This is a genomic window from Kribbella yunnanensis, assembly GCF_039529655.1.
Classification (GTDB): domain Bacteria; phylum Actinomycetota; class Actinomycetes; order Propionibacteriales; family Kribbellaceae; genus Kribbella; species Kribbella yunnanensis.
In genome coordinates, this window is record NZ_BAAANF010000027.1 from 206,552 (window position 1) to 228,325 (window position 21,774).

The 21,774-nt window shown below is 68.1% G+C and carries 23 protein-coding genes, 1 tRNA gene and 1 riboswitch; of the genes, 4 read left to right on the forward strand and 20 right to left on the reverse strand.

The genetic code is table 11. The features are described from left to right. Nucleotides 1-2: 2 nt before the first annotated feature. The 16 genes from ABD231_RS38475 to ABD231_RS38550 all read right to left on the reverse strand — a co-directional run bounded on the left by ABD231_RS38475 (nt 3) and on the right by ABD231_RS38550 (nt 14,391). Nucleotides 3-782 carry a group I intron-associated PD-(D/E)XK endonuclease gene (locus tag ABD231_RS38475; protein WP_344164092.1) on the reverse strand — a complete coding sequence of 260 codons (780 nt, stop codon included), beginning with the start codon at nt 780-782 and terminating at the stop codon, nt 3-5. A 49-nt stretch (nt 783-831) separates the two neighbouring features. Beyond that, nucleotides 832-904 (reverse strand) — tRNA-Pro (locus ABD231_RS38480). Between the two features lie 59 nt (nt 905-963). Continuing rightward, nucleotides 964-3,258, reverse strand: coding sequence for a sialidase family protein (locus ABD231_RS38485; protein ID WP_344164095.1), 2,295 nt, complete (start codon nt 3,256-3,258; stop codon nt 964-966). 95 nt (nt 3,259-3,353) lie between these two features. Further along, nucleotides 3,354-4,751 carry a ribosome biogenesis GTPase Der gene (der, locus tag ABD231_RS38490; protein ID WP_344164098.1) on the reverse strand — a complete coding sequence of 466 codons (1,398 nt, stop codon included), beginning with the start codon at nt 4,749-4,751 and terminating at the stop codon, nt 3,354-3,356. Then, nucleotides 4,744-5,472 (reverse strand): lysophospholipid acyltransferase family protein, encoded by a 729-nt coding sequence (locus tag ABD231_RS38495; RefSeq protein ID WP_344164101.1) that lies wholly within the window; start codon nt 5,470-5,472, stop codon nt 4,744-4,746. Before ABD231_RS38495 ends, der begins: the two co-directional genes overlap by 8 nt. Then, a complete protein-coding gene (cmk, locus tag ABD231_RS38500; RefSeq protein ID WP_344164104.1) occupies nt 5,462-6,142 on the reverse strand; it encodes a (d)CMP kinase in 681 nt (226 codons plus the stop codon). Before cmk ends, ABD231_RS38495 begins: the two co-directional genes overlap by 11 nt. Before the next feature lie 144 nt (nt 6,143-6,286). Next, nucleotides 6,287-7,144 carry a phosphotransferase gene (locus tag ABD231_RS38505; protein ID WP_344164107.1) on the reverse strand — a complete coding sequence of 286 codons (858 nt, stop codon included), beginning with the start codon at nt 7,142-7,144 and terminating at the stop codon, nt 6,287-6,289. Then, on the reverse strand, nt 7,145-8,209 hold the full coding sequence (locus ABD231_RS38510) for a prephenate dehydrogenase (RefSeq protein WP_344164110.1): 1,065 nt from the start codon (nt 8,207-8,209) through the stop codon (nt 7,145-7,147). Continuing rightward, nucleotides 8,206-8,574, reverse strand: coding sequence for a chorismate mutase (gene aroH / locus ABD231_RS38515; protein ID WP_132404088.1), 369 nt, complete (start codon nt 8,572-8,574; stop codon nt 8,206-8,208). The genes ABD231_RS38510 and aroH overlap by 4 nt, the downstream gene beginning before the upstream one ends. A 35-nt stretch (nt 8,575-8,609) precedes the next feature. Beyond that, a complete protein-coding gene (locus ABD231_RS38520; RefSeq protein WP_344164115.1) occupies nt 8,610-9,482 on the reverse strand; it encodes a bifunctional 5,10-methylenetetrahydrofolate dehydrogenase/5,10-methenyltetrahydrofolate cyclohydrolase in 873 nt (290 codons plus the stop codon). Between the two features lie 23 nt (nt 9,483-9,505). Beyond that, a riboswitch (ZMP/ZTP riboswitch) is annotated at nt 9,506-9,599 on the reverse strand. 210 nt (nt 9,600-9,809) lie between these two features. Beyond that, nucleotides 9,810-10,427 (reverse strand): NUDIX hydrolase, encoded by a 618-nt coding sequence (locus ABD231_RS38525; RefSeq protein WP_344164118.1) that lies wholly within the window; start codon nt 10,425-10,427, stop codon nt 9,810-9,812. After that, on the reverse strand, nt 10,424-11,287 hold the full coding sequence (gene prcA / locus ABD231_RS38530; protein WP_344164121.1) for a proteasome subunit alpha: 864 nt from the start codon (nt 11,285-11,287) through the stop codon (nt 10,424-10,426). Before prcA ends, ABD231_RS38525 begins: the two co-directional genes overlap by 4 nt. A 31-nt stretch (nt 11,288-11,318) precedes the next feature. After that, nucleotides 11,319-12,161 (reverse strand): proteasome subunit beta, encoded by an 843-nt coding sequence (gene prcB, locus ABD231_RS38535; RefSeq protein WP_344164124.1) that lies wholly within the window; start codon nt 12,159-12,161, stop codon nt 11,319-11,321. Between the two features lie 8 nt (nt 12,162-12,169). Continuing rightward, nucleotides 12,170-12,379: a ubiquitin-like protein Pup gene (locus tag ABD231_RS38540; RefSeq protein WP_132411737.1), complete on the reverse strand. Its 210-nt coding sequence runs from the start codon at nt 12,377-12,379 to the stop codon at nt 12,170-12,172. 68 nt (nt 12,380-12,447) lie between these two features. Next, the gene (gene dop / locus ABD231_RS38545; RefSeq protein ID WP_344164129.1) at nt 12,448-13,968 is read right to left on the reverse strand and encodes a depupylase/deamidase Dop; all 1,521 of its coding nucleotides are present in this window, start codon (nt 13,966-13,968) and stop codon (nt 12,448-12,450) included. 57 nt (nt 13,969-14,025) lie between these two features. Further along, nucleotides 14,026-14,391 (reverse strand): MerR family transcriptional regulator, encoded by a 366-nt coding sequence (locus tag ABD231_RS38550; protein WP_344164132.1) that lies wholly within the window; start codon nt 14,389-14,391, stop codon nt 14,026-14,028. Between the two features lie 86 nt (nt 14,392-14,477). Here ABD231_RS38550 and ABD231_RS38555 point away from each other — a divergent pair, with 86 nt between their 5' ends. From ABD231_RS38555 to ABD231_RS38570, 4 genes are read left to right on the forward strand one after another with little or no spacing between them, the layout of a single operon-like run. After that, the gene (locus ABD231_RS38555; RefSeq protein WP_344164135.1) at nt 14,478-15,104 is read left to right on the forward strand and encodes an SDR family NAD(P)-dependent oxidoreductase; all 627 of its coding nucleotides are present in this window, start codon (nt 14,478-14,480) and stop codon (nt 15,102-15,104) included. 3 nt (nt 15,105-15,107) lie between these two features. Continuing rightward, nucleotides 15,108-15,602, forward strand: coding sequence for an NUDIX hydrolase (locus ABD231_RS38560; RefSeq protein ID WP_344164138.1), 495 nt, complete (start codon nt 15,108-15,110; stop codon nt 15,600-15,602). A gap of 47 nt (nt 15,603-15,649) precedes the next feature. Then, nucleotides 15,650-16,267 carry an RNA polymerase sigma factor gene (locus ABD231_RS38565; RefSeq protein WP_344164141.1) on the forward strand — a complete coding sequence of 206 codons (618 nt, stop codon included), beginning with the start codon at nt 15,650-15,652 and terminating at the stop codon, nt 16,265-16,267. Then, nucleotides 16,264-17,106, forward strand: coding sequence for a hypothetical protein (locus ABD231_RS38570; RefSeq protein WP_344164144.1), 843 nt, complete (start codon nt 16,264-16,266; stop codon nt 17,104-17,106). Before ABD231_RS38565 ends, ABD231_RS38570 begins: the two co-directional genes overlap by 4 nt. Here ABD231_RS38570 and ABD231_RS38575 read toward each other — a convergent pair. The 4 genes from ABD231_RS38575 to ABD231_RS38590 all read right to left on the reverse strand — a co-directional run bounded on the left by ABD231_RS38575 (nt 17,103) and on the right by ABD231_RS38590 (nt 21,735). Continuing rightward, nucleotides 17,103-17,444: a hypothetical protein gene (locus ABD231_RS38575; RefSeq protein ID WP_344164147.1), complete on the reverse strand. Its 342-nt coding sequence runs from the start codon at nt 17,442-17,444 to the stop codon at nt 17,103-17,105. The genes ABD231_RS38570 and ABD231_RS38575 overlap by 4 nt on opposite strands. A 315-nt stretch (nt 17,445-17,759) precedes the next feature. Beyond that, on the reverse strand, nt 17,760-19,505 hold the full coding sequence (gene arc / locus ABD231_RS38580) for a proteasome ATPase (protein ID WP_344164150.1): 1,746 nt from the start codon (nt 19,503-19,505) through the stop codon (nt 17,760-17,762). A 69-nt stretch (nt 19,506-19,574) separates the two neighbouring features. Next, entirely contained in the window at nt 19,575-20,531 is a 957-nt protein-coding gene (locus ABD231_RS38585) for a tRNA (adenine-N1)-methyltransferase (protein WP_344164153.1), read from the reverse strand. 49 nt (nt 20,532-20,580) lie between these two features. Then, nucleotides 20,581-21,735: a site-2 protease family protein gene (locus ABD231_RS38590; RefSeq protein ID WP_344164156.1), complete on the reverse strand. Its 1,155-nt coding sequence runs from the start codon at nt 21,733-21,735 to the stop codon at nt 20,581-20,583. Nucleotides 21,736-21,774 lie beyond the last annotated feature (39 nt).

Genomic DNA, 21,774 nt, shown 5'->3' on the forward strand with positions numbered 1-21,774 from the left:
CCTCACCGCAACAAGCTCGACGCATCCCCCACCCGGTACGGCGCGTAGTTGTCGGCCGAGATCGACTTTCGCCCAGCGAGCACCAGACTGGGGATGACGTAGATGCTGCCGTCTCCGAGCAGGATGAAGAACATGTCGATCGCGTCGGGGTCGTAGGGCATCTTGCTCGCAGTCTTGTCGAGCGTGTACGGACGGCGCCCAATGCCGACATCCCAGTAACCCCTGCTATTTCGGGCAGAGCACGTCTTGACCTGGACACGCTGGGTGCCCTTTGCCGTGGTGACCAGCAGGTCGTACTTCTGGGGCTCGATGGGCAATGCGACAGCGCAGCCGCGCAGCGTGAACCAGGCCATGGCCACCGCGGAAGCCGCGTACCGGAGGGATTCCAACCGCACCGGCTCCTCGAACACCTGGTCAGCCTGGCCAAGTTCGCACGGCGCCTTGAGATGGGCGTAGTCCACGCCGAGCCGAACCGCATGACCCTTGACGCGCACTCGGTTCTCGCCGCTGTCGATCACATCGAGGGCGGCCAGTACACCCGCCCAGGTGCTTGCCGCGGCGACGGCCTCCCGCAACTGACGATCCGACCATCGGCGTTGTCCGGTGAAATGCGAAGTCTCCAGCTCAAGGCGAGTGGCGTGTCTCTGCACGGTTCGGATAGCGCCCGCAGATGCGCTCTTGAGTCCGACTGCTCGTGCGACTCCGCGCCAGGAATGGTTGTTCTGCACCGCCGAACGAAGGTCGTCGTCGGTCCAGCTGCGTCGATCCCCCAGGATTTTCATGGAGCTAAAACTAAAGAGGAGCACCGACAAAAATCGGTGCTCCTCAATGTCGGGCTGGCGAGATTTGAACTCGCGACCTCTAGTCCCCCAGACTAGCGCCCTAACCACTAGGCCACAGCCCGCAGTTCGGCTCCAAGGGAGCCGAACAGGAAGAACCTTACCCCATTCCGGGGAGTGCTTTTTACCGGGGTGGGAGGGTGATGGTTCGGGACCAGATGGTGGAGGTGGGGGGTTTGTTGAGGTTCCAGTTGGCGCCTCGGTCGCCGAAGGTCAGGACTGTGGTGGGGCCGGTTTGGATGAGGGAGCCGTTGGCTGAGTTGCGGTAGTCGACGTAGGTGGGTGGGGACCAGGTGGTGCCGGTGCCGTCGGTGGAGACGGCCAGGGACTGGCCGGGGCGGCCGTAGTACAGGAGGAGGCGGTTGTCGGGGAGGAGGACGAGGCTCGGGTAGACGCCGGTCATCGGTACGCCGTTGGTGGCGGCCATGGGGGTGGGGGTTGACCAGGTCTTGCCGTTGTCGGTGGAGCGGGACTGGTACATGACCAGGTAGGAGCCGGTGCGCATGATGGCGATCAGGGCGCCGTCGGAGGTGCGGGCGAGGCCCGCTTCGCAGAAGCCTTCGCCGTTGATGGTGGCGCTGTAGGCGATGGTGGATTGGGTCGTCCAGTTGAGGCCGCCGTCGGTGGAGCGGAGCAGGAGCTGGCGGTAGCGGGCGTCGCCGTCGTAGTAGCCGTAGCCGGATTGGTAGAGGGTGCCGTCGGGGTCTTCGACGACGCTGTGGACGAGGACGAAGCCGCCCATCGTGCGGCCGGGTCGGCTGCTGGTGGAGCTGATCGGTTTCATGTTCACCGGCGTCGTCATCGCGCCGATGCGAACCGGGCCCCAGGTCTTGCCGCCGTCGTGCGAGAGCTTGGTTTCCACGTCGGCACTGCGGTTCCCGGTGCGCATGAACGTGTGGTACATGACCGCGAGCAGGTCGCCGTTGCGCAGCTTGGACAGCGCGTACGACTGTTCGTTCGGCATCGGGTTCCGGCTTGGCTCAGGGCGCCAGGTGGTGCCGTGGTCGGCTGACGTGGCGATGCGGGTGCCGTTGCTTGCGGTCACGTCCGGGTGGGCGCCGTACGTCACGAGCGCCTCGGAGCCGGTGTTGACCGCCGAGTGCGGCATCTGCAGCAGGTCGTTGGTCACGGAGTCGACGGTGACGGCAGCGCCGACCGTGACCGGCCCGGGCGCCGGTACGTCGGGAGCCGGCAGCGCGGAGATGTCGTCGACGAAGAGCTCGTCGCCGGTCGGCACGGTCCCGTTGCTGGACACTTCGAACGTGGTGAGGTCGGTGACCCGTCGCATTCCGATCGGCCCACCGACCGACTGCCGAACGCCGTTCACCGACACCTGCGCTTCTTCCTGGTCCGCGGCAACCTTCACGGCGATCTGATTCCATGCCCCGATCCGTACGGCGCCGGCCGGGCTCACGGTCGTCCAGTACGAGCCGTCGTACCAGCGCAGGCTTCCGTCGGCGCCGACTGCGATGTGGAAGACGAGTCGCTGGTCGGTAAACCCTTCCATGTGACCTTGCAGTGAGATCTGGAACCCCTGCGCGAGTGCGACCGGGTAGACCGCGAGCCGCAGATCGATCCCGCGCTGCGGAACCACCGGGCACGAGATCACGGTCTGCCGGTCGGTGGCCCGGTCGTTGATCCGTAGAGAGCGCTCTCCGGTGTTCCCGCGCAACGCGCTGACCACGGCCGCGGCTTTCCCGGCGGGTGTGCTGCACCCGGTCGGTACGGCGTCGACCGGTTCGGACTCGAATCCGCGGCCGGCCGTGGTGCGGACGTCGTCGAAGAAGACCTTGTCGCCCTGCGGGACCGTGCCGTTGCTGGCGAACTGGTAGCCGGTCAGGTCGAGGACTCCCCCGGTCCCGGCGCGATTCGCCGTACCGGCCAAGGAGTCGTTGACGAAGATCTGGGCAGAGAGCGCTCCCCCGTCGATCCGGAAGGTGTTCCAGGTCGCGAGCTGCACGGTTCCGGCCGGCGCCAACGGCGACCAACGGGTGCCGTCGTACCACTGCATCGCGCCGTTGGACTGGACGTTCAGGTGGTAGATCACGCCGGACGCGCCGCCCTGCCAGCGGCCGAGGAGGCTGATCAGGAACCCGTTGGGCACGCTGGCCGGGTACGTCGCGAACGACAGCGAGGTGCTCGGCGCCGGATCCAGCGGGCAGGTGATCACCGTGTGCGACGAGGCCGACACGTCGTTGACCACGAGAGAGCGCTCACTCGCGTTCACGCCGCGTTCTGCGCTGACGACCGCGGCGCCCTTACCGGCGGGCGTCGTACAGCCGGACGGGACACCACCGACGGCCTCGACCTCGTATGAGCGGGTCACGCCGGGTGGATCAGCCGCGGCAGCGGTGGGTACGGCGGTGAGCGGCGCGGCCAGCAGGGCCGCCACCAGGGCAGACGTGAACGCGATACGCACGGGGCGGCCTCCGGAGAGCGTGTCGGAGACACGCACATTGCCGGAAGCCGGACCGCGCCGCTATCTGTTCCAGGGCAGTCGAAAGGGCCCTTCGGTCAGCGCTTCTGCTTCTTGCGGGCCCGGATCTGGACGTGCACCGGACTACCGACGAACCCGAAGTCCTCGCGCAGCCGACGCTCGATGAACCGCTGGTACGACGGCTCGATCGCGCCGGAGGTGAAGATCGCGAAGGTCGGCGGCATCGTGGTCGCCTGGGTACCGAACAGGATCTTCGGCTGCTTGCCGGACCGCACCGGGTGCGGGTGGGCCGCGACCAGCCGACCGAGGAACGCGTTCAGCTGCCCCGTCGGAACCCGGGTCTGCCAGCCCTCGAGCGCAGCCTCGATCGCGGGGACCAGCTTCTCCATGTGCCGGCCGGTCAGCGCGCTGATGTTCACCCGCGGCGCCCAGCGGAACTGGACCAGGTCCCGGTCGATCTCCTTCTCCAGGTAGTACCGCCGGTCCTCGTCGACCAGGTCCCACTTGTTGTAGGCGATGACGAGGGCCTTACCGGCCTCCTCGACCGCGTTCATGATCCGGATGTCCTGCTCGGTCATCGGCTCGGACGCGTCGACGACCACGACGACGACCTCGGCCCGCTCGATCGCGGCGTTGGTCCGCAACGAGGCGTAGTACTCGTGGCCTTGGACGTTCTTGACCTTGCGGCGGATACCGGCGGTGTCGATGAACCGCCACTCCTTGCCGACCAGCGTGATCAGCTCGTCGACCGGGTCGACCGTCGTACCGGCGACGTCGCTGACGACGACCCGGTCCTCCTTGGCGACCTTGTTCAGCAGCGAGGACTTGCCGACGTTCGGCTTGCCGACGATCGCGATCCGGCGCGGACCGCCGGTGGCGGGGTCGCGCTCCGGCGGCGCCTCGGGCAGCGCGGCCAGGACGGCGTCGAGCATGTCACCGGTCCCCCGGCCGTGCATGGCCGAGATCGGGAACGGCTCGCCGATGCCGAGACCCCACAGGTTCATCGCCTCGGACTCGACCCGCTGGTCGTCGACCTTGTTGGCCGCGAGCACGACCGGCTTGCCGGACTTGCGCAGCACGCGGACGACGGCCTCGTCGGCGTCGGTGATCCCGACGGTCGCGTCGACCACGAACAGCACCGCGTCGGCGGCGTTGATCGCGACCTCGGCCTGGGCGGCCACCAGCGCGGCCATCCCGACCGCGTCCGGGTCCCAGCCGCCGGTGTCGACGACGGTGAAGCTCCGGCCGGCCCAGTCGGCGTCGTACGAGACGCGGTCCCGGGTGACGCCCGGGGTGTCCTCGACGACGGCCTCGCGGCGGCCGATGATGCGGTTGACGAGCGTGGACTTGCCCACATTCGGCCGGCCGACGATGGCGAGCACGGGCAGCGGACCGGCGTCTTCAAAATCAAACGCAGTCTCTACGTCGTGCGTCGGCTCGTCGGCTTCGGCGAAGCCGAAGGGCAGGTCAGTCATCAGGGTCCTTCTTGTCTGGCGCACCCGGGAGTGGGTGACCGGTGGCTGCGACGGCGGCCTTGATGTGGGCACGCAGCATGTCGCCGATCTGGTCGGCAACCGCCCGTACGTCGGAGTGCCGCCTAGGAAAGGATACGCGGTCGATCGTGAACGGTTCGCCGTACACCACGTCGACGCGGCTCCCGGATGGCGGAAAACCCTCCACGTCACCGTGCGGCAGCCTGGTCCCGAGCAGCGCCACGGGCAGGATCGGAGCCCCGGTGACCATCGCCAGGTACGCCGTACCGAGCCGGATCCGGGTGAAGTCGCCCGTGCCGCGGGTGCCCTCGGGGTAGATGTTCAGCACCCGGCCGTCGCGCAGAACTTTGATCGACTGCCGGATCGCGAGCGGGTCGTACGACGTACGGTCGATCGGGATCTGGCCGATCCGGCGCAGGAACAGCCCCTGCAGGCCGCCGAACGCCTCGATCTTGCCGAGCTGATGCAGCATCCGAGGTGCGATCGCGCCGAGCAACGGCCCGTCGAGCAGGCTCAGATGGTTCGGCGTCATCAGCACCGGCCCACGCCGCGGGAACAGCTCCTCGTGGTGCACCCGCAGGTCGTACTTCCGCGCGAAATACCGGCTCGCCACCGCCCGCACCGGCACAGCGAGCCGATACGGCAGCTTCGGCAGATCCCCCGTGAACGGCAGCTCCCGCTGCCTCGTCAGCTCAGCTGTCATGGCTCCGGGGACTGGCCTCCTTGGCGAGCCGGCTGATCACGTCGATGACCTCCTCCAGGGACAGATCGGTGGAGTCGATGGTGACCGCGCCGTCCGACGCGACCTGGAAGTCGGCCACCGTCGAGTCGTCCGCGTCCCGCCGTACGATCTGGTCGCGCAACTGCTCCGCGGTCACCGACCCCACCGCCAGTTCAGCACCCCGGCGGGCCAGTCGGGCCTCCTGGTCCGCGGTCAGCAACACCTTCAACTCAGCGTCGGTCGCGACCACGGTCGCGATATCGCGCCCCTCGACCACGATCCCGCCGCTCGGCTGAGCCTCGTCGATGATCTCGCGCTGCCGCCGGATCAGCTCCTTGCGGACATCCAGGTTGGTCGCGATCTTGCTGACCCGCTCACTGATTCGCGGCTCCCGGATCGCCGCGGTCACGTCGGTCCCGTCCGCGATCACGAACTGGTTCAGCGGATCGGTGCTGAGCTCGAGCCGCAACTCCCGCGCCCGCTGCGCAACCGCCGCGGTGTCATCCAGATCCAACCCGTGCTCGATCGCCGACCACGTCACCGCCCGGTACGTCGCCCCGGTATCCAGGAACCGCAGTCCCAGCCGGTCGGCCACGCCCCGAGCGGTACTCGACTTACCGGACCCGCTCGGCCCGTCCACAGCGATGATCATGCCCCGAGAATATCCGCCGCCGAGGCTGAATCCCGCCACGCCTGCTTCACAGCGCCCGAAGGACAGGAGGTATTGGCCAAATCAGCGGACTTCAGCCGATGCCCAGGCGTGCGGGGGCATGTACGTAGCCGACATGTCCTGTCCTTAGCGCCACTCGAGCAGCCGGCTCTCGCCGAGTTCGAGATGCAGGTCGATCACTGCGGTGTCGTCGTGGAGGACCGCCCAGTGCAGCTGGGTAAGGGTCCAGTGCGCCCAGTACGCCAGCAGCACCTCCGGCTCGAGGCGTGTTTCGAGCGCGCGGTCCAGTCGCTCTATCGCTTCTGGTCGAGTGTCCGGCTGCTCGTCTCCCGGTTGGGCCGCGGCCCACGCGAGATCGAAGCGGAGCTTGACCAACGCCCAGTGCCGATCGCCGCGAAAGGCACCGAGGTTCCAGTCCACGACGCCGCTGAGCTGACCGTGGTCATCGAACAGGACGTTGGGCACGGTGAAGTCCGGATGCACCAGATCTGTTCCGGTCATTTCGTAGTCGCCGAGCTCGTGGATCCGCCTCAGCAGCCGTCGGCTTCGTGGGCTGTGTTGCTCCAGCCCACTCTCGTACAGGTGGGGCGATGGGGGCGGTACGTCGGTTCGCTCCGCGAGCAAGCCGACGAATTCGTCGGTCACCGCGAGCAGAGCATCGATCACTTCGACGTCGGTACGGCGAGCAGGTCGGCCCGGCAGGCGCTCTTGGACAACTGCGACGCCATCGGTGAGTTCGACGAATGCCTCGTGCCGGGGAACGAGTACCCCCGCAGACCGCGCCGCGCCCAGCACCTCCGCCGTTCGGGCCAGGTCTGCCATTGGAAGCGACGAACGGGTCACCACCCCGGGTCGCCCGTCAGGCCACTCGACAAAGGCCGCGCCGCCCGACTGGCCGTGGTCGGCGATCCCGACGAGCCGTAGGCCGCTGCCCATGTGGTGGTTGACTTCGGCCACCAGCTCGAGGCGCGGGTCCGCGGCCATCTAGCGGTGGACGACCCAGCCGCGGTCGGTGAGGGTTTGGGTTAGTTGGTCGTCGGAGCCGGGTTTGACGAGGAGTTCGACTTCGCCGACGGGGCGGCCGGGGCTGTGGTCGATGCGGAGGTCTTCGACGTTGGCGCCCGAGGCGGCGGCGTCGTTGAAGAGGCGGGCCAGCTGGCCGGGGCGGTCGGGGATGGTGACGAGGACGCTGACCAGCTCGATGTGCGGGGTGCCGTGCTTGCCGGGGACGCGGACGGCGCCGGAGACGCCGCGGGCCAGCACCGAGGTGAGTTCGTCGCCGGCCTCTTCTTTGCCTAGGGCAACGAGGACGCGGTCGAGTTCGTCGCGGATCTGCTCGAGCAGGCCGGTCAGGGCGGCGGAGTTGGCGGAGACGATCTGGGTCCACAGGCCTGGGTCGCCGGCGGCGATGCGGGTGACGTCGCGGACGCCTTGGCCGGACAGTTGCAGGTGTGAGTTCGGCGCGTCGACGAGGGTGCCGGCGGCCAGGGACGACATCAGTTGCGGCAGGTGGGATACCCGGGCAACCGCGAGGTCGTGGTCCTCGACGGACAGCTCGACCGTGCGTGCGCCACAGGCCTCAGCCAGGCAACGAACGAGCTCGACCGCCTCGGGCGAACTCGTCTCGTGCGGGGTGATCGCCCAGGTCGCGCCATCGAACAGATCCGCGCGCGCGGCCAACGGGCCGTTGCGCTCCGAACCTGCCATCGGGTGACTTCCGACGTACCGGCTCAGGTCCGCGGACAGGAGTCGGGCATCCGTCAGCGGCTTGGACTTTACGCTCGCCGCGTCGGTGACGACCGCATCGGTCTGCGCGAGCTGCTCGGCGATCACCGCCCCGACGTGATCCGGCGGTACGGCGACCACGACCAGCTGCGGCTCGATCTGCACGAGTCGTGATCCCGCGCCGATGCGCTCGGCCATCAGCGCGTTGTCGGGGTTCGCGTCGACGAGCTCGACCACGACACCCAACCGGGCCAGGGCGAGACCGATCGACGTACCGATCAGGCCCGCACCGACGATGCGGACCGGGCCACGGAGTTCGGTCACTGGGCGCCTGTCAGGTCGGGACGGAGCGCCGACGCACCGTGCAGGTAGACGTGCTGGATCTTGTCGCGGGAGCGCTCGGTCTCGGTGTGCACCATCATCCGGACCACCCGCGGCAGAGCATGCGGTACGTCGATCTCCTGCATGCACATCAGCGGTACGTCGGTCAGCCCGATCTGCCGGCCGGCCACGGCCGGGAACTCCGCATGCAGGTCAGGCGTGACGGTGAACAGGATGCTGATCAGATCCGCGCTGTCCAGATCGTTCGCCTCCAGGACCGCCTTCACCAGCTCGGCGGACCGCTCGAGCAGGTGCTCGCGCTCGTCCACGTCCAGCTGGGTGGCTCCCCGGATCGCCCGCACCGCCACGTCACGCCTCCTCGTCAGTTCACAACGTCTACAGCCTAGGCCAGGCCGGCCACAGGGTGGACAGCCGTCTCGGATTGGGCCTCCGCGGCGTCGACCGTCTGCTCCAGCAGCAGCGCGATCGTCATCGGCCCGACCCCGCCCGGAACCGGCGTGATCAGGCGCGCAACCTCGCTCGCCTCCTCGAAGTGAACGTCACCAACGTTGCCTTCGTTGTATCCGGCATCGACCACGACCGCCCCCGGCTTCAACCAGTCGCCGCGGACAAAGTTCGCCTTGCCGACCGCGGCGACCACGATGTCCGCCGTACGGACGATCTCGGGGAGGTTCGTGGTCCGCGAATGCGTGTAGGTGACGGTCGCGTCCGATGCCAGTAGCAACATTCCGGCCGGCTTACCGAGGATCGGGCTGCGGCCGATGACGACCGCGTGCGCGCCGCGGATCGGTACGTCGTACGCCTCGAGCAGCCGCATGATCCCGCCCGGCGTACAAGACCGGAACCCGGGCTCACCGAACGCCATCGCGGCGAACGCGTGCATGGTGACGCCGTCAACATCCTTGGCGGGGTTGATCGCCTCGAACGCGGCGCGCTCGTCGATGTGGCTGGGGACGGGGTGCTGCAGCAGGATGCCGTGCACCTCGGGGTCGTTCGAGAGGTTGGTGAGCTCGGCAACCAGCTCGTCGGTGGTGGTCGATGCTGGCAGTACGACGCTGCGCGAGCCGATCCCGGCCTTCTTGCTGCGGTTCTGCTTCATCCGCACGTACGTCGCAGAGGCGGGATCGTCGCCGACCAGCACGGTCGCTAGGCACGGCTGGATGCCGGTGGACTCGCGCAGTTTCGCGGCGCGGGCGGCGGCGTTCGTCACCATCTCGGCGGCGAGGTCGGTCCCGATCATCAGTTCGGCAGTCATGGGCGCACTCCTCTGGGCGTCAACTCAAATGCCCAGGCGCGCGGCTACCACCGCCGGATCCACCGGCAAGCCGCTCCCCGGTGGTACCCCACCTCAACGCCAGTCACGACCCACCCCCCACCCTACCCGCCTCCCCCCGCCCAAAGAGCAGCCCACCCACCTTTGTGCACACATCCCATCTTTGTGAACCCACCAGCCGTTTGCAGGCCCCAAAAACGGTTGGTGGGTTCACAAAGATGCGCTTCGTGCACAAAGAGAAGGCGACCCACCTTTGGGGGTGGGGAGAGGCGGGTGGCAGTGGCACGATACGGCGAGGGAGCGGCTGGGTTAGAGGAGGGCGGCGTGGTCGAGGGCTAGGTAGGCGGCGTCGGTGCCGGTCATGGCGCCGGGGGTTCGGAGTTCGGCGCGGAACTCGGCTACGGTCAGTTCGACTGGGACGCAGTCTTCGGCGTCATCCAGCTGCTGGGTGCCGTTGGGACGGCAGCCGCGGGCGATTGCGACGTATTTGCGGAAGGTCGAGGATGTGCCGGCCCAGGTCCAGCCGACGACCTCGAGGGTCTCGCAGGTGTAGCCCGTCTCTTCCTCGAGCTCGCGGGCGCCGCCGACCGCAGGGTCCTCGCCGGGCTCGATCAGGCCGCCTGGCAGGTTGGTGACGACGCTGTCCGGGCCTGGACGGAACATGCGGATCGTCACGATCCGGCCGTCCGGGGTCAGGGGCAGCACGGTGATGCCGCGGGCGACTCCATCCGCGGACTCCGGGCCGGTGACGTCCCAGTCGACCTCGTGGCCGTTCGGCATGCGGTACTGGCGGACCTTCACCGTTAGGAAGCGCTGGTAGGCGACCTTCTCCCCCAGGAGCTCCCAGGGCTCCGGGTCGGCGGCCCGGGATGACGCAGCCGCCACGTCGGAGGAGGTGGCGGCTGCGTCGGTGGTTCGGTCCGTCACAGGGGGCGGCTGTCGTCGGGGTCCTCGGGCGGTGCGATCGGTGCCTCGTCGTCGGCCGACGACGGCGCCGCGGACGAGGATGCCGGTGATGAGGGGGTCTCCTCAGCCGGCTCCGAAGGTGTCGCGTCCTCAACTACGGCTGCCTCGATGTCGGCGGCGGGGTGCGACTCGGACAGGATCCGGGCCAGTGTCTCCTCGGAGATGCGCTTGAACTTGCGGACCTGCGTCCGGGTCCGGTCCAGTACGGCGACCTCGAGCTGGTCCGACGTCAGTTCGCGGGGCTCGCTGCTGTCGTGGCCGAGGGCGTCGACGGCCAACCGGAGGGCTCCGGCCAGCGAGATTCCCTCCTGGTAGTGCTCGCCGACGTACTCGGCGACCTGCTCGGCCTGGCCGCCCATCACCGCATAACCCCGTACGTCGGCGATCGAGCCGTCGTACGTGAGGCGATAGATCTGGTCGTCGGCTGTGGAGGTGCCGATCTCGGCGACCAGGATCTCGACCTCGAGCGGCTTTTCACCGCCGGAGGAGAAGATCGCGCCGAGGGTCTGTGCGTACGCGTTGGCCAACGCGCGGCCGGTGACGTCGCGCCGGTCGTACGAATAGCCGCGCATGTCGGCCAGCCGGACGCCGGCGATTCGCAGGTTCTCGAACTCGTTGTAGCGGCCGACCGCGGCGAACGCCATCCGGTCGTAGATCTCGGCCACCTTGTGCAGTGCGGGTGAGCGGTTCTCGGCGACGAACAGGATGCCGTCGGCATACTGCAGCGCGATCGCGCTGCGGCCCTTGGCGATGCCCTTCCGGGCGAAGTCCGCCCGGTCGCGCATCAGCTGTTCTGGTGAGACGTAGAACGGCGTGCTCATCGAAGGTGTCGTCCTCTATCAGTCGATGGGATCAGGTCAGGGACGCCGTGGCGGGGCCGTCGGGGCGCCCGTGGCGCTGCGCCCAGGCCGCGTCGACCAGGGCGGCGACCTCGTCCTCGGGCAACCGCTGGTAGCCGTCGGCGGTGACCACACCGACCACCGGGAAGATCCGCCGCAGCATGTCCGGGCCGCCGGTCGCCGAGTCGTCGTCGGCGGCGTCGATCAGCGACTGGATCGTCACCATCGCGCAGTCGGTCGCGGACAGGTCCTCGCGGTAGAGCTTCTTCAGCGAGCCGCGGGCGAACAGCGAGCCCGAGCCGACGCTGTGGAAGTGGGTCTCCTCGTAGCGGCCGCCGGTGGCGTCGTAGGAGAAGATCCGCCCGCCCTTGCGGTCGTGGTCGTAGCCCGCGAACAGCGGCACCACGGCCAGACCCTGCATCGCCATCGCCAGGTTGCCCCGGATCAGCGCGCTCAGCCGGTTGGACTTGCCGTCCAGGCTGAGCGTGGTGCCCTCGAGCTTCTCGTAGTGCTCGAGCTCGACCTGGAACAGCCGGACCATCTCGATCCCGAACCCGGCCGATCCCGCGAACGCGACCGCCGAGTACTCATCGGCCGGGAACACCTTCTCGATGTCCCGCGAGGCGATGATGTTGCCCATCGTGGCCCGCCGGTCGCCGGCCATCACCACGCCACCCGCGAAGGTGGCCGCGACGATCGTCGTACCGTGCGGGACCTGGTCGGAGAAGTCGGCCTGCCCCAGGCTGCGCCGTCCGGGCAACAGGTCGGGCGCGTGCCCGGCCAGGAAGTCCATGAACGACGTGCCACCTGGGGTCAGGAAGGCTTCCGGCAACCGGCCGGAGGCATCAAATGTCATCGAGCGGTTCACTCCCCACCCTTTTGGACGAACCCGCGGACGAACTCCTCGGCGTTCTCCTCGAGCACCTCGTCGATCTCGTCGAGGATCGAGTCGACGTCCTCGTCGAGCCGTTCCTTGCGCTCGGCCACGTCTTCCGACGTGGTCGACTGCTCGACCTCTTCCTCGGTCGTCGAACGCTTCGGCTGCTTGTGCTGCTGCCCGCCGTCCTTCGCCATCGCACACACCTCCTAGAACCGCAGTGGAGAAGACGCCCAACCGCTTCTCCGTGCTTCTAAGAGCGACCCTACCCGGCGGCACCCCCAGTAATGGTGCGAACCAGGTCACTTGCGGTGTCGCACTGGTCCAGAAGGGCACCGACATGCGCTTTCGTGCCGCGCAGCGGGTCCAGGGTCGGGATCCGCTGCAGCGACTCCTTGCCGGGCAGATCGAAGATCACCGAGTCCCAGGAGGCGGCCGCGACCTGCGGCGCGTACTGCTGCATACAGCGGCCCCGGAAGTAGGCGCGGGTATCGGTCGGCGGGTGCGAGACCGCCATCCGGATCTCCTCGTCGGTGACGATGCGCTGCATCCGGCCGGACTTGAGCAGTTTGTAGTACAGCCCCTTGTCCGGACGAAGGTCGGCGTACTGGAGGTCGACCAGGTGCAGCTTCGGGTCGTCCCACTCCAGGCCGTCGCGGTCGCGGTAGGACTGCAGCAGTTTGTACTTCGCCACCCAGTCGAGCTGGTCGGACAGCTTCATCGGGTCGATGGCGAGCTGGTCGAGGACCGACTCCCAGCGGTGCAGCACGTCCTTGGTCTGGCGGTCCGCGTCGTCGCCGTACTTGTCCTCGACATACTTGCGGGCCTGCTCCAGGTACTCCGTCTGCAGCTGTACGGCGGTCAGCTTGCGACCGTCCTTGAGCGTCATCAGGTGTGTGCAGGTCGGGTCGTGGCTGATCTCGTGCAGCGCGGTGACCGGGCGGTCGACCCCGAGGTCGTCGGTCAGCCAGCCGTCCTCGATCATCGCGAGCACCAGTGACGTCGTACCGACCTTGAGGTACGTCGAGATCTCGGACAGGTTCGCGTCGCCGATGATCACGTGCAGCCGGCGGTAGCGGTCCGGGTTCGCGTGCGGTTCGTCGCGGGTGTTGATGATCGGTCGTTTGAGCGTCGTCTCGAGGCCGACCTCGACCTCGAAGTAGTCGGCCCGCTGGCTGATCTGGAACCCGTTCGTGCCGCCGTCCTGACCGATCCCGACCCGGCCGGCGCCGGTGACGACCTGGCGGCTGACGAAGAACGGCGTCAGGTGCCGCACGATCGAGGCGAACGGCGTCGAGCGGCGCATCAGGTAGTTCTCGTGCGACCCGTACGACGCGCCTTTGTTGTCGGTGTTGTTCTTGTACAGGTTGAGTTGCGGGGCGCCGGGGATCTGCCGGGCCTGTCGCGCGCCCTCCATGATGACGAGCTCACCGGCCTTGTCCCAGACCACCACGTCGCGCGGGTTGGTGCACTCGGGCGCGGAGTACTCGGGGTGGGCGTGGTCGACGTACAGCCGGGCGCCGTTGGTGAGGATCACGTTGGCCAGGCCGGTCTCCTCGTCGGTGAGCTGGCTGGAGTCGGCCACCTCCCGGCTCAGGTCGAAGCCGCGCGCGTCCCGCAGCGGGTGCTCCTCGTCGAAGTCCCACCGGGTCTTGCGCGCCAGTGGCTGCGTCTGGGCGTAGCCGTTCACCACCTGGCTCGAGGTCAGCATCGGGTTGGCCCCGGGCTGGCCGGGCACCGAGATGCCGAACTCGGTCTCGGTCCCCATGATCCGCCGCACACTCATAATCACGAGCCTACGCGGTCGGGTCGCCCAAAGTCGGTCTCCGTCCCGATCGTTGCGTCACTCCGGTGCGTGGATCGCCGCTTCGAGCAGTACGTCGAGCGCCCGCTGCGACGTAGTGAGCCGCTCGATCTCGGCGGCCACCCGGGCCCGCTCGGCGGTCAGCCCGTCGACCATGCCGCGGCATCCCGACAGCACCGGCTCGGCCGGATCACCCTGCACGCAGTTCAGCACGCCGGCGATCATCGCGGTCGGGAGGCCGGCCGCGAGCAGACTGCGGATGTGCCCGACGACGTTCGGCGCCTGGTCGCAGTACTCGCGGTATCCGTTGGTCTGGCGTACCGGCTCGAGCAGGCCCTGCTGCTCGTAGTACCGGAGCAGTCTTCGGCTCACACCGGTGCGCTCCGACAGCTCTCCGATCAGCAATGCCCACTCCTCGCCTCTTGACCTTGACACCGGTGTGACGGCCTACGGTCCCGGTGATCGATGTCAACGCAGCGGGAGGAACGAACATGCCGGGAGTTGTGGTGATCGGTGCCGGACCGGGGATCGGCCAGGCGGTCGGACGCCGGTTCGCGCGGGAAGGCTGGCCGGTCGCACTGATCGCGCGGCGGCAGCCAGTGGCCGCCTGGGCGACGCTGACGCTGGCTGCCGACAGCACTGACGAGTCGGCGTTGCGGGGCGCGCTGGACAAGGTTGTCGCCGAGCTGGGGACACCTGACGTCGTGGTCTACAACGCCGCGAAGATCGCGGCCGACCGGATCGGTGAACTGACACTGCGCGAGCAGTACGACGCCTGGGCGGTCAACGTCGGCGGTGCGATCACAGCCGCGGCACATGTCGCGCCGGCGATGGCGGCGAATGGCGGTGGCTCGTTTCTGATCACCGGCGGGATGCCGGAGACCAAGCCGGACTACGTGAGCCTCTCACTCGGTAAGGCGGGTGTCCGGGCGCTGGTGAGCCTCCTCGACCAGACCTACGGCGCCGACGGCCTACACGCCGCCTCAGTGACCGTCTACGGCTCGGTGGCACCCGGTACGGCGTTCGACCCGGATCGCATCGCTGAGGCGTACTGGACTCTGCACCAGCAGCCGCGGGACCAGTGGGAACAGGAGGTGCACTACACCGGCATCATGTGAGGCATGGATGAACTGGTGGCACTCGTCGACGCGGACGGCGTGGTCTGCGGGTCGGCACCCCGCTCGGTGATGCGCCGCGACAACCTGCGGCACTCGGCGACCGGCGTACTGGTCCGCAACTCCGCCGGTGACATCTACGTGCACCGTCGGACGCCGACCAAGGACGTGTATCCGGCCTGCTACGACTTCATGGCAGGTGGCGTGATCGATGCCGGCGAGGACCCGTACGACGCGGTGGTCCGTGAGCTGGCCGAGGAGCTGGGGATCACCGGTGCCGAGCTGACGAAGCTCCCCGAAGGCGACTACGCCGACGAGTTCACCAACTACCACGCCTACCTCTACACGTGCGTCTGGGACGGTCCGGTCGTCCACCAGCCCGAAGAGGTCGCCTGGGGCGCCTGGATGACCCCTGCAGAGCTTGTACGGCGTCTGGACGAGTGGACCTTCGTTCCGGACACCTCGGCGCTCCTGGGCGCGTACATCCGCAGTCTGGCCTGACCCGGATCCGATGCAACCATCGGCAGGACCACCGGTCATAGACCGGTGTGACCAACATCCTGATCGACGAGACGGAGCCCGTGGTGACATCACCGGCCTCGGATCACGAGCTGTGGGACCGGCTGCGCACGGGCGACCATCAGGCGCTCGGTGAGCTGTTCGACCGGCATGCGGACGCTGTGCACGCGTTCGCGTTCCGGCGGACCGCTTCCTGGAGCACTGCCGAGGACGTCGTCCAGTCCACATTCCTGAACACCTGGCGCCGCTTCCAGCGCAATCCCCCAGGCCCGTTGACCGTGCCGAGCGCGCTCGGCTGGCTGCTGGTCGTCGCCCGCAACGAGTGCCGCACACTCGCCCGTACGGCGGCCCGCATCCGCAACCTGGTCGACCGCCTGCCGGCTCCCGAACCAGCGACCGATCACCTGGCCGACGTGGATCGTCGCCTCGACGACGAACGCCGGATGTCCGCGATCCGCAGGGCAGTCGACCGGCTCCCCCGGCATGAGCGCGAAACGCTCGAACTCGTCGTGTGGGCCGGTCTGACGCAGACCGAGGCCGCGGACGCGCTCGGCGTACCGGTGGGGACCGTCAAGGCCCGCCTGCACCGCGCGCGCCGGCGCTTCCCCGACCTCGTGTCCAGTGACTTCCTCCAGGAGCCCTCATGAGCACCGACCTCGAACCACCGACCGTCCCGCCGCTGTCGCCTGACCAGCACGACCGGCTACGCCGCCAGCTGATGCAGAAGACTCGCCCCGCAGTACGGCGTACTCGGGCGTGGGCAGCTCCGCTCGTCGCGGTCGGCACCGTCGCGGCGATCGTCGCGGGCACGATCACCGTCGTCCAGCATCCCCGCACCGAGCAGGACCCGGCCGCCAGCCCGTCGCCGAGTCAAAAGGTCGAGTCGAGCAAGCTCCCAACCAGCGTCAAACCGCCGCAGTCGGCCATCATCTTGCCGTTCCCGGACGATGTCGACCTCGGTCCGGTGTCGGCGGCCGACGCTGCCGAGGCGGCCAAGTCGTGTCACGTGCCGGGCGGCGGCCCCGGCGCGCTGAACGTGCTGTGGTCCCGGCGACTGAAGGGTGCCGCACCGGGCAGCAGTTTCATCCACCTGGTGGTGCAGGGCGCAGAACGCTCGACCGGGCCGTACAGCCAGGTGCTGGCTGTCTGCCAGCAGGGCATCGGGGTCTACATGATTCAGGACAGCTACTGGACCAAGGCAGCCACGTCCAAGCGAGCGGTGGAAGCCTTCGTCGGCAGCAGCTGGAGTACTCAGCCCACGAGGATGTACTTCCAGCACTGGACGATGTACTGGGCCCGCAAGGACGTCGCGCGGATCGAATCACGCTACGTGTGGCCGGGCGGGTCCAGCGCCTGGATCAAGGGCGTGGTCGACGGCCATTTCGCGTACACCGACAGCCGGGGGATCCCGGTCGGCAAGAAGCCGTTCAACCCGACCGAACAGATCCGCGCGTACGACGCTCAGGGTCGACCGGTACCGATCTAGTACCGGCGGCGGCTCACCGAGCGGGCGAGGTTGATCCCGACCAGACCCGCCCAGCTGACCACGACGCCGAACGGCCCGATCATGTCGGCGGCGATCGCGGTGATCGGGATCGCCGCGACGATCGAGATGATCGCCAGTGCCAGGCCACCCGGGTCGCGTTCGCGGCTCGGGTGCGCCGGCGGTTGCGGCGCCTGGACCGGTTGCGGCAGGGTGGCGCGGCGCTGCGCGTCGAGCCGTTCCAGGAAGCCTTCGATGATCTCGGCTTCGTACTCCGGCCCCAGCTCCTGCCGCGCGGCCACCGCCGCCCGCAGGTCCTTGCGCACATCGTCGGTCGCCATACCGCTCACCGTAGGACCGCGAGCGCCGTACAGGTATCCGGGGAAACCCCGACCCGTCCCCCTCCCCACCTTGGCACCCACCCGCCCAAAGGTGGGTCGCCGTGTCTTTGTGCACCAACCCCAACTTTGAGAACCCACCAACCACTTCTGAGGCCCGGAAATGGTCGGTGGATACCCAAAGATGAGCTCCGTGCACAAAGAGAAGCCGACCCACCTTTGGGCGGTTCGCGGGCACGGCGCGGGCGGTGGCCCGGGGTGGCGAGAGCGTGCGAACGCCCTGGCGCCAGTGTCGGTGCCAGGGCGTTCGGGGTGCGGTTACAGGTACTGACCGGTGTTCGTGGCCGTGTCGATGGAGCGGCCGGGCTCGGTGCCCTGCTTGCCGGAGATGAGTGTGCGGATGTAGACGATCCGCTCGCCCTTCTTGCCGGAGATCCGGGCCCAGTCGTCCGGGTTGGTCGTGTTCGGGAGGTCTTCGTTCTCCTTGAACTCATCGACACACGCCTGCAGCAGGTGCTGCACCCGCAGACCCTTCTGGTTCTCGTCCAGGTAGGCCTTGATCGCCATCTTCTTGGCCCGGTCGACGATGTTCTGGATCATCGCGCCCGAGTTGAAGTCCTTGAAGTACAGGACCTCCTTGTCACCGTTGGCATACGTCACTTCGAGGAACCGGTTCTCGTCGGCCTCGGTGTACATCCGCTCGACGGTGCGCTGGATCATCCCGCCCACGCACGAGGCCTTGTCGCCGCCGAACTCACTGAGGTCGTCGGCGTGCAGCGGCAGCGTGGTGGTCAGGTACTTCGAGAAGATGTCCCGGGCCGCCTCGGCGTCGGGGCGCTCGATCTTGATCTTCACGTCCAGCCGGCCCGGCCGCAGGATCGCCGGGTCGATCATGTCCTCGCGGTTCGAGGCGCCGATGACCAGGACGTTCTCCAGGCCTTCGACACCGTCGATCTCGCTGAGCAGCTGCGGGACGATGGTGTTCTCGACGTCGGAGGACACCCCGGATCCGCGGGTGCGGAACAGCGAGTCCATCTCGTCGAAGAACACGATCACCGGCATCCCTTCGGATGCCTTCTCCCGGGCGCGCTGGAAGACCAGGCGGATGTGCCGCTCGGTCTCACCGACGTACTTGTTCAGCAGCTCGGGACCCTTGATGTTCAGGAAGAACGACTTCTGTTCCGCCACGCCGGTCCGCTCGGCGACCTTCTTGGCCAGCGAGTTCGCCACCGCTTTCGCGATCAGGGTCTTGCCGCAGCCGGGTGGGCCGTAGAGCAGGACGCCCTTCGGCGGCTTCAGCTCGTGCTCGAGGAACAGGTCCTTGTGCAGGTACGGCAGCTCGACCGCGTCCCGGATCTGCTCGATCTGGCCGGCCAGGCCCCCGATCTGGGTGTAGTCGATGTCCGGGACCTCTTCGAGCACCAGCTCCTCGACCTCGGACTTCGGGATCTTCTCGTAGACATAGCCGGAGCGGGGCTCCAGCAACAGCGAGTCGCCGGTGCGCAGCGCGATGTCGAGCAGCGGCGAGGCGAGCCGGACGACCCGTTCCTCGTCGGCCTGCGCGATCACCAGTGCCCGCTCGCCGTCGGCCAGCAGTTCCTTCAGCATCACCACGTCGCCCACGACCTCGAAGTCGCAGGCCTCGACCACGTTCAGCGCCTCGTTCAGCATCAGTTCCTGGCCGAGCTTCAGCGCGTCCAGGTCGATCGACGGGCTGGCCGCCACCCGGAGCTTGCGGCCCCCGGTGAACACGTCCAGCGTGTCGTCGTCGTTGCGGCCGAGGAAGGTGCCGAATCCGGAGGGCGGTTGGGCCAGCCGGTCGACCTCCTCCTTCAGGGCGATGATCTTCTCTCGCGCCTCCCGCAGCGTGTCGGCCAGCCGCTCGTTCTGAGCGGTGACACTCGCCAGGGAGGCCTGTGTTTCGGACAGCCTGCTTTCGAGCGACCGGCTGTCAGCCGGGTGCTCCAACAACCGACGCCGCAACGCTGCGACCTCGGCCTCCAGGTACCGGACCTGGTTACGCAGCTCTGCCGCGGTAGGACTCTCGTCTCCAGCCACGATCATCACCTCACCATGTGGGGCTCGACCCTATGGACCTTACCCAGAAAACCTCGCCGGGCAAGCTGAATCCCATCACGTGTCGGTTGCGGATGAACCTGTTGCTTTCGGCACATCTTCAGTTCCGTCGCCGCGACGGGGGCCTTGGTAGTCGTCGCCGTACGCGCCCGGTGCCGGCCGGCGCTTCTTCCGGGGTGCCTGAACCCCGTGCGCCATCCGTCGGGCGGTGACCAGAAAGGCGGTGTGACCTTGCATCCGGTGTCCCGGACGAACCGCCAGACCCTCCACGTGCCAGTCTCGCACGAGAGACTCCCACGCGCGCGGCTCGGTGAATTCGCCGTGTGCCCGCAGCGTCTCGACAACCCGGCTCAATTGGGTCGTGGTGGCGACGTACGCGCAGAACACCCCTCCCGGGCTCAGGGCACCGGCCGCGGCGTCCACGCACTCCCAGGGGGCCAGCATGTCCAGGATGATCCGGTCGACGTCGGTCTCGTCCAGCTTCTCGACCAGGTCACCGACCTCGAGCCTCCAGGCCGGGTGCTCGCCGCCGAAGAAGCCGGTCACGTTCTTCCGCGCGACCTCGGCGAAATCCTCGCGCCGCTCGAACGAGATGACCTGACCGTGGATGCCGACAGCCCGCAGCAGCGCAGTCGTCAGCGCGCCGGATCCGGCACCGGCCTCGACCACCTTCGCGCCCGGGAAGATATCGGCCATCGTGACGATCTGCGCGGTGTCCTTCGGGTAGATCACCGCGGCACCGCGCGGCATCGACACCGAGTAGTCGGCCATCAGCGGCCGCAGGGCGAGGTACTCGACGCCGCCCTTGGAGCGGATCACGACCGCGTCCGGGCCGTCGATCAGCTCGTCGTGCTCGATCCCGCCCTTGGTGGTGTGGAAGATCTTCCCGCGCTCCAGGAACACCGAGTGCCGGCGGCCCTTGGAGTCTTGGAGGGTGATCCACTCCCCCGCCTGCAGGGGGCCGTGATGGACCCCGGAGTACGCCTGGTCGGGAAAGTCGCGCAAGTCAGCCATAAGGCGCTCACCTTAACTTTCCGTGACCCGCCCGCCGTCAGGGAGGTGGTCAGCGACCGCGGAAGGCCTGTTCGATATCGGCCGTCGCCAGTACGCCGTACACGCTGCCGGCCGCGTCGAGGACCAGGTACTCCGAGGCGGGGTGCTCGCGGATCGTCTTCAGGATCTCTTCGCCGGTGTCGTTGACCCCGATGATGTGGCCCGCGCCGATCCGGGTGGAAACCTCGCTCACCGTGGTCCACGGCCGCTGGTTCGCCGCAACCGCGGCGACCGCGCTCTCCGACACCAGCGCATGCGGCTTGCCGTCGCCGTCGATCACCACGACCGCCCCGGCGTGCGCTTCGCCGGCCATCCGGACCGCTTCGGAGATCGGCGTACCGGAGTGCACCGCGATCGCGCGGCGGGCCATCGTGCGCACCTGCAGGGTGGGCAGCTTCTGCCGCAGGCGGGCCTGCATCAGCTGGGAGGTCGAACCCATGTACAGGAAGAAGCCGACCGCGAGGGCGATCAGGAAGTCGATCAGCGTCGGTTGCCGACCGAAGGCCCGCTCGAGGATGACCGGCGCGGCCAGCACCAGGATCGCCAGGATCCGGCCGCCCCAGGCGGCCACGATGGTGCCGGTGTGCATATTGCCGGTGATCTTCCAGACCAGTGCCCGCGCGACCCAGCCGCCGTCCAGCGGCAGGCCGGGCAGCAGGTTGGTGACACCGACGATCAGGTTCGCGACGGCCAGCTGCCACAGCGCGATATAGGCGACACCGTCGTCGACGGCTCGCGATCCGAAATAGGCCAGCCCGCCGACCGCCAGCGAGGCGATCGGACCGACCACCGAGACCGCGAACTCCTCGAACGGCGTCTTCCGCTCGCCCTCGATATGGGTCCCGGCGGCGAAGAAACCGAGGTTGATCTCCGACACGCCGATCCCGAACCGCAGGGCCATCAGCGCGTGCGCGAGCTCGTGCACCAGGATCGACAGCGTGAACGCGACCACGAAGGCGAACGACGCGACATAGCGCCAGGCGCCGATCTGCGGGAACTGCTGCCCGATCACCGCGGAGAACCCGAACGCCAGCAGCATCGCCACCGGCAGCCAGGTGAACCGCATGGTCAGCCGGATCCCGCGGACACGACCGAGAACCCAGGTACCGGGCGGCGGTGGGCCGACCGACTGGGCGGGGTTCTGAGGATCACGCTGTTCGGACATCACCCCAACGCTACTGGTCGAGCGGTAACAACCTGCTAT

What these genes read in the sequence shown, in the direction of transcription:
- ABD231_RS38475 (WP_344164092.1), bottom strand. Translation starts at nt 782, where the DNA reads ATGAAAATCCTGGGGGATCGACGCAGCTGGACCGACGACGACCTTCGT.
- der (WP_344164098.1), bottom strand. Translation starts at nt 4,751, where the DNA reads ATGACTGACCTGCCCTTCGGCTTCGCCGAAGCCGACGAGCCGACGCAC.
- ABD231_RS38495 (WP_344164101.1), bottom strand. Translation starts at nt 5,472, where the DNA reads ATGACAGCTGAGCTGACGAGGCAGCGGGAGCTGCCGTTCACGGGGGAT.
- cmk (WP_344164104.1), bottom strand. Translation starts at nt 6,142, where the DNA reads ATGATCATCGCTGTGGACGGGCCGAGCGGGTCCGGTAAGTCGAGTACC.
- ABD231_RS38505 (WP_344164107.1), bottom strand. Translation starts at nt 7,144, where the DNA reads ATGGCCGCGGACCCGCGCCTCGAGCTGGTGGCCGAAGTCAACCACCAC.
- ABD231_RS38520 (WP_344164115.1), bottom strand. Translation starts at nt 9,482, where the DNA reads ATGACTGCCGAACTGATGATCGGGACCGACCTCGCCGCCGAGATGGTG.
- prcA (WP_344164121.1), bottom strand. Translation starts at nt 11,287, where the DNA reads ATGAGCACGCCGTTCTACGTCTCACCAGAACAGCTGATGCGCGACCGG.
- prcB (WP_344164124.1), bottom strand. Translation starts at nt 12,161, where the DNA reads ATGACATTTGATGCCTCCGGCCGGTTGCCGGAAGCCTTCCTGACCCCA.
- ABD231_RS38540 (WP_132411737.1), bottom strand. Translation starts at nt 12,379, where the DNA reads ATGGCGAAGGACGGCGGGCAGCAGCACAAGCAGCCGAAGCGTTCGACG.
- dop (WP_344164129.1), bottom strand. Translation starts at nt 13,968, where the DNA reads ATGAGTGTGCGGCGGATCATGGGGACCGAGACCGAGTTCGGCATCTCG.
- ABD231_RS38555 (WP_344164135.1), top strand. Translation starts at nt 14,478, where the DNA reads ATGCCGGGAGTTGTGGTGATCGGTGCCGGACCGGGGATCGGCCAGGCG.
- ABD231_RS38560 (WP_344164138.1), top strand. Translation starts at nt 15,108, where the DNA reads ATGGATGAACTGGTGGCACTCGTCGACGCGGACGGCGTGGTCTGCGGG.
- ABD231_RS38570 (WP_344164144.1), top strand. Translation starts at nt 16,264, where the DNA reads ATGAGCACCGACCTCGAACCACCGACCGTCCCGCCGCTGTCGCCTGAC.
- ABD231_RS38575 (WP_344164147.1), bottom strand. Translation starts at nt 17,444, where the DNA reads ATGGCGACCGACGATGTGCGCAAGGACCTGCGGGCGGCGGTGGCCGCG.
- arc (WP_344164150.1), bottom strand. Translation starts at nt 19,505, where the DNA reads ATGATCGTGGCTGGAGACGAGAGTCCTACCGCGGCAGAGCTGCGTAAC.
- ABD231_RS38585 (WP_344164153.1), bottom strand. Translation starts at nt 20,531, where the DNA reads ATGGCTGACTTGCGCGACTTTCCCGACCAGGCGTACTCCGGGGTCCAT.
- ABD231_RS38590 (WP_344164156.1), bottom strand. Translation starts at nt 21,735, where the DNA reads ATGTCCGAACAGCGTGATCCTCAGAACCCCGCCCAGTCGGTCGGCCCA.